Source organism: Allosphingosinicella sp. (assembly GCF_036387215.1).
Taxonomy (GTDB): Bacteria; Pseudomonadota; Alphaproteobacteria; order Sphingomonadales; family Sphingomonadaceae; genus Allosphingosinicella.
In genome coordinates, this window is the sequence record NZ_DASVUE010000169.1 from 1 (window position 1) to 5,931 (window position 5,931).

Annotated in this window: 5 protein-coding genes; all 5 read left to right on the plus strand. The window is 68.2% G+C overall.

The window, feature by feature from the left end; genetic code table 11:
* Positions 1 to 195: 195 nt before the first annotated feature.
* Positions 196 to 1,752, plus strand: a complete 1,557-nt coding sequence (locus VF662_RS06990; RefSeq protein ID WP_464139271.1) for an MFS transporter — start codon at positions 196 to 198, stop codon at positions 1,750 to 1,752.
* A 101-nt stretch (positions 1,753 to 1,853) separates the two neighbouring features.
* Positions 1,854 to 3,116: a GTP cyclohydrolase II gene (locus VF662_RS06995; RefSeq protein ID WP_464139273.1), complete on the plus strand. Its 1,263-nt coding sequence runs from the start codon at positions 1,854 to 1,856 to the stop codon at positions 3,114 to 3,116.
* A 3-nt stretch (positions 3,117 to 3,119) separates the two neighbouring features.
* Positions 3,120 to 4,325 carry a URC4/urg3 family protein gene (locus VF662_RS07000; RefSeq protein WP_464139275.1) on the plus strand — a complete coding sequence of 402 codons (1,206 nt, stop codon included), beginning with the start codon at positions 3,120 to 3,122 and terminating at the stop codon, positions 4,323 to 4,325.
* A 2-nt stretch (positions 4,326 to 4,327) separates the two neighbouring features.
* The gene (gene upp / locus VF662_RS07005) at positions 4,328 to 4,957 is read left to right on the plus strand and encodes a uracil phosphoribosyltransferase (RefSeq protein WP_464139277.1); all 630 of its coding nucleotides are present in this window, start codon (positions 4,328 to 4,330) and stop codon (positions 4,955 to 4,957) included.
* A 25-nt stretch (positions 4,958 to 4,982) separates the two neighbouring features.
* Positions 4,983 to 5,931 (plus strand): M1 family aminopeptidase (locus tag VF662_RS07010; RefSeq protein WP_464139279.1); only part of this gene is annotated, 949 nt, incomplete at its 3' end.

A 5,931-nucleotide genomic window follows, 5' to 3' on the forward strand; every position in this document is an offset into this window, starting at 1 on the left:
TCGCGCATCAGATCGGAGCTCTCCTTGCCGAAGCGGCCGCCCCAGATGCTGCTGCTCTTCCGATCCACCGCCATGATTTCGTCCCGCCGCCTCATGCTGCGCGGGGGATAAGCCGGGGAGCTGGAGACGGCAAGGCAAGGGCCTTTTGCCCGTTTCGCCGGCCTTCGAGAGGCGCTAGGCTGGCACGGGGGGATGATGCAGACCACTTCAGCAGGAAGAAGTTCGATCGTCGGGGAGCGCGCGCCCATCTTCTGGGGTGCGTGCGCGGCGATCTGCGCGGGCGTGCTGCTGCATTTGCCGATGCTCGCAATGGCGCACCGGATGGGCAACCACCTGGTCGGCATGAAGATGGACGCGGGGATGTGGATCGGCATGGCGCTGATCCTGGTCGGGGTTCCGGCGGCCATCTACGGAGCCCTCCCGAAGCAGCGGGCGCCGCACGATTCCCACGCGGGCACCTCTTATGAAGCGCCGGATTCGACGCCGCTGACACGCTGGCATGCCGGCGTATTGCTGGTGCTGACGGTCGGTCTCGTCATTGACGTCATGAAGCCGGCAACGCTCGGCTTCGTGCTCCCCGGCATGAGCGCGGAATATGGCATCAGCAAAGCCACGGTTGCCTGGTTTCCCTTCTCGGCGCTGGTGGGGACGACGGTCGGGTCCTTCGTCTGGGGCTGGATCGCCGATGTCTATGGGCGGCGGGTTTCGATACTCTTGTCGACGATCCTGTTCGTGTCGACCTCGATCTGCGGGGCGATGCCCTTGTTCCAGCTCAACCTCCTCATGTGCTTCATGATGGGCTGCTCGGCCGGCGGGATGCTACCGGTGGTGTACACGTTGCTCGCCGAGATCATGCCGCCGAAGCACAGGAGCTGGGTGCTGGTGCTCGTGGGCGGAACGGGGCTGGTCGGCGGCTACCTCGCCGCGAGCGGCGCCGCGCACGCGTTCGAGCCGGTCTTCGGCTGGCGCGTGCTGTGGCTGCAGGGTTTTCCAACGGGCATCCTGCTCCTGCTGCTGGCGCGCCTCATCCCGGAATCCCCGCGCTTCCTTGCCGAGCAGGGCTGCACCTGGGAACTTGCCGAGATGGAGCGGAAGTACGGCATCGTCCCACGCGCCAGGGAAAAGGTGCCCGCCGATGCACCACTCGCGGCGCAGCGGCATGGCCGGCTGACGGCGGCACTGGTGATCACGGCCCTTTCGTGGAGCTTCGTCAATTTCGGGCTGCTGCTGTGGCTGCCGACCGACCTGCAGCAGCGCGGCTACAGCTCCGCGCTTGCGAGCGGGATCATCACCAGCTCGGCGCTCATCGCGCTTCCGACGATCATGCTCGCCGCCTGGTTCTACAGCCGCTGGAGCAGCAAGTGGACGATGGTGGGCACGATCATCCTGACGCTTGCGGGGCTGGTGGGAGCGCTGCTCCCGGGCGATGTGCTCCGGTCGGAGGCGGTGGTGGTGACGGTGATCGCGCTGCTGATCGTCGGCTCGAACGGGATGATCGCGGTTCTGCTGCCCTATGCGGCCGAGAATTACGCGCTCGGCATACGCGGGCGCGCGACGGGGCTCGTCGCCGGAAGCAGCAAGTTCGGCGGCGTGGCGGTGCAGGCGTTCGCGCTTGCGGGGTTCATCCCGACGCTGGGCGGGGCGGCTTTGGCGCTGCTGGGCCCGATGCTGCTTTCAGCCGGTCTCGTCGGCTATGCCGGCCGCGAGACGCGCGGCAGGAGCCTCAGAGAGCTCGAGGCCGGCACCGCCTGACCGGCGCCGACTGTGATTAGCAGCCTAGCCACTGGCGGCAGGCTGGCGTAGCGTGTGGGCGCGGCGCAGCGCCGAGTGTGTGGTTGGACGGGAACGATCTCATGGAAGCATCGAGCGGCAAGAGCGGCCACATCAGGCTCACTTCGCATCCCGGCTCGCGCATCGCCTCCCGCTATCCGCTGAACTGGGGCGCGGCGACGGCGGCGGAGCGGGGGCCGGTGCTCGCGACCGTCAACGCCGGCGCGGACCGGAACGCGATCGGCGCGCACGGCGGCTCCTATTCGATCTACCGCGCGCTCGCCATCTCCTCCGGTGCAATGGACCCGCACGCGCGGCCCGACCTCCAGGACACCTCCCCGGTCTGCGAGATCGGCCCGCACCCGCAATGGGCGGAGGCCGGCAAGATCGTCTCGCTCGATCCGTGGGGGCACAGGGTGGCGCAGGATTTCTCCGAGCTGATCGAGGCCGGCCTCGACATCCGCCCCTCGATCGCGATCACCAAGGCGCGGCTCACCTTGCCGGAGATCCAGTCGGCGATCGCGGCCGGGCGGCTCGAGGTGGACGGCGAGGTGGTCCACGAAGCAGGCGACGTTTCCGTGACCAAGATCGCCGTCGATCCGGTGTGGTGGCTGCCGGGCGTGGCGGAGCGGTTCGGGGTGAACGAGGGGAGCCTCAGGCGCTGCCTCTTCGAACAGACGGGCGGCATGTATCCGGAGCTTGTGACGCGGCCCGACATGTCCGTATTCCTGCCGCCGATCGGGGGAATGACGCTCTACATCTTCGGGAGCCCGTGCGACCTCGGCGATGCATCGAAGACGCTGACCTGCCGAGTGCATGACGAGTGCAACGGCTCGGACGTTTTCGGCTCCGACATCTGCACGTGCCGGCCGTATCTGACGCACGGCATCGAGGAGGCGACGCGGCAGGCGCAGGCAGGGGGCGTCGGCCTCATCGTCTATAACCGCAAGGAAGGGCGGGCCCTGGGCGAGGTGACCAAGTTCCTGGTCTACAATGCGCGCAAGCGGCAGCCGGGCGGCGACCAGGCGGCGACCTATTTCGAGCGCACCGAATGCGTCGCGGGCGTGCAGGACGCACGCTTCCAGCAATTGATGCCGGACGTGATCCAGTGGCTCGGGATCCGCCGGATCGACCGGTTCGTGTCGATGTCCAACATGAAGTATGACGCGCTTGCAGCAGGCGGGATCGAGATCGGCGAGCGGGTTCCGATCCCCGACGATCTCGTTCCGCCCGACGCGTCGGTGGAAATGGAAGCGAAGAAGGCGGCGGGTTACTTCACTCCGGAGGGGCCGCCGAGCGCGGACGCGCTCCGCTCCGTTGTCGGGCGCGACCTGGGCAAATTCTAGCGCATGCACGGTTCGACAGATCCGCTTCGCCGCCTGCTCAGCGCCGGCGCAGTCCGCGAGCGCGCGCACGAGATGCTCGATCTCGGCATCGCGGGCGGCATCGACTTCTGGGTGGTGGACATGGACCGCCTGCCCGTTGCGGCCGAGCTCACCGCGAAGGTGACGCGGGAGCAATATCCAGGCCTCGACATCCCCTTCCATGCCCGCTCCCGTCACTTCGTCGCAGGGCCGCCGAAGCTGCCGGAGGGAGGGACGGCAACGCGTGCACGAGCTGCCTTCGATCTGATCATCCTGTCGGTCCTCCTCGATGCGGGCGCAGGTGCGGACTGGCGCTTCGATGACGAGGGAAAGACCTTCAGCCGCTCGGAAGGCCTAGCGGTCGCAAGCCAGAGGATGTTCGAAGCCGGGGCCTTTTCAAACGATCCGGGTTCGCCGCTCCGGGCGGACGGGGCGGCGCTGGTGGAGCTTCGGCCGGAGGCGCTGGTTCGCGGCTTCCAGGTAGACGAAGGAAACCCGATCGTCGGCCTCGAGGGGCGGACGGCGCTTCTCCAGCGCTTGGGGGCGCAGGTGCTCGCGCGGCCGGATCTGTTCGCATCGGAGGACGCGCCGCGCCCGGGCGGTCTCTACGACGTGCTCGCCGCGCGTGCGGACGGAGGCGCGCTGCCGGCCCCCCGGATCCTCGAGTTGCTGCTCGAAGCGCTGGGGCCGATCTGGGCGGACCGGATCGTCGTGAACGGATTGCCGCTCGGCGATTGCTGGCACCATCCCGCGCTCCGGCGGAGCGATCCGACGGACGGCCTCGTCCCGCTGCACAAGCTCTCGCAGTGGCTGAGCTACTCGCTGATCGAGCCGCTCCAGGAAGCGGGCGTGGAAGTGGTCGAGATAGACGGCCTCACCGGCCTCGCGGAATATCGGAACGGCGGCCTCTTCACCGACACAGGCGTGCTCACGCTTGCCGACCCTGGCACGGCGGCGCGGCCGATCCACGTGTCTGACCCGCTGATCGTCGCCTGGCGGTCGATGACGGTGGCGCTGCTCGACCGGCTGGCGCCATTGGTGCGGGCGGAGCTGGGCGTGAGGGAAGAGGAGTTTCCGCTCGCCCGGATGCTCGAGGGAGGAACCTGGGCGGCGGGCAGGCGGATCGCCGCGCAGCTCCGGCGGGGCGGCGGGCCGCCATTCACGATCATCAGCGACGGGACGGTATTCTAGGCATGGATGGATTGACGATCGTCGGGCACCCGCTCGTCCAGCACAAGCTCACTTTGCTCCGCGACAGGAACAGCTCGATCCAGCTGTTCCGAACGGTCGTCCGCGAGACGGCGACCCTGCTCTGCTACGAAGTGACCCGCGACCTTCCGACCGAGCTCGTCGAGATCGAGACCCCCGTCGCGGCCACCCGAGCGCCGGCGATCTCCGGCAAGAAGCTGGTCTTCGCGCCGATCCTTCGCGCCGGGCTGGCGATGGCCGAGGGGATGCTCGACCTCGTTCCCTCCGCCCGCGTCGCCCATATCGGCCTCTACCGCGATCCGTTTTCGCTCCAGGCGGTCGAATATTATTTCAAGACCCCCGACGACGTGGGCGACCGGCTCGTGGTCGTGGTCGATCCGATGCTCGCCACCGGCCACACGGCGGTGGCGGCGATCGACAGGCTTAAGGAAGCAGGCGTTTCCGACATGCGCTTCGTCTGCCTGCTCGCGGCCCGGCCGGGGGTGGAGGCGCTCCGCTCCGCCCATCCGGATGTTCCGATCTGGGCCGCCGCGATGGACGAGGAGCTGAACGATCACGGCTACATCATCCCCGGCCTCGGCGACGCCGGCGACCGCACTTACGGGACACGCTGACGCTTAGGCGGGCGTGAGGTCTTGAATGCTCAGGGTCGTCCTTCCCCTCGCATCGATCCTGTTCGCGCCGGCCGCTCTCGCGGCGGACGTCCCGGCGAAGATCGGCGCCGGGTTCGACGTGGAGCGCTACAGCGTCTCGCTGGTGCCGGAGCCGGCGACGAAATCCGTTTCCGGACGCGAGCGGATCGAGTTTCGCAGCCTCACGCCCGATCTTCGGACCCTCAGCTTTTCGCCGAACGCGCTGACGATCGAGAGCGCGACGCTGGACGGCCGGCCGGTGCGGGTCTCGTCGGACAAGGCGTCGATCCGGTTCGAGCTGCCGCGGCCCATCGGCAAGGGCCGCTCGGCAACCTTGTCGTTCCGCTACCACGGAGTGCCCGCTCGCGGCGTCACCGCCACTGCCGCGTCCATGTACACGAGCTACTTCGCCTGCGACTGGATGGTCTGCCTTCAGGACGCGCCGGGGGACAAGGCCGACTTCACGCTCGAGTTGCGGCTGCAGCGTGGAATGTCCTCGCTGTCGGTTGGAAGACTGGTCCGCACGGTCCCGGCTCCGGACGGGACGACAGTGCACCGATGGCGGACGACGCGGCCTTATTCCGCCTATCTGTTCGGCTTCGCGGTCGGCCCTTTCATCCGCGCGATCGAGAAAGCGGAGGGCGCGGAGCTTACGTATCTGGGCGAGGGGGCGAGCGCTCCGGAGCTCCGCCGGCTGTTCGCGGAAACGCCGGCGATGGTCCGCTTCCTGTCGGACAAAGCGGGGGTGAAGCTGCCGGACGGCCGGTACGCGCAGCTGCTTGTCCAGGGCCGTGAAGCGCAGGAGGCGGCCACCTATGCACTGATCGGAAAAGGGGAGCTCGACCGCAGCGTCGCCGACCCGCAATCCGGCTGGGTGATCGTGCATGAGCTTGCGCACATGTGGTGGGGCAATCTCGTCACCACCGCCACCTGGCGCGACTTCTGGCTCAACGAAG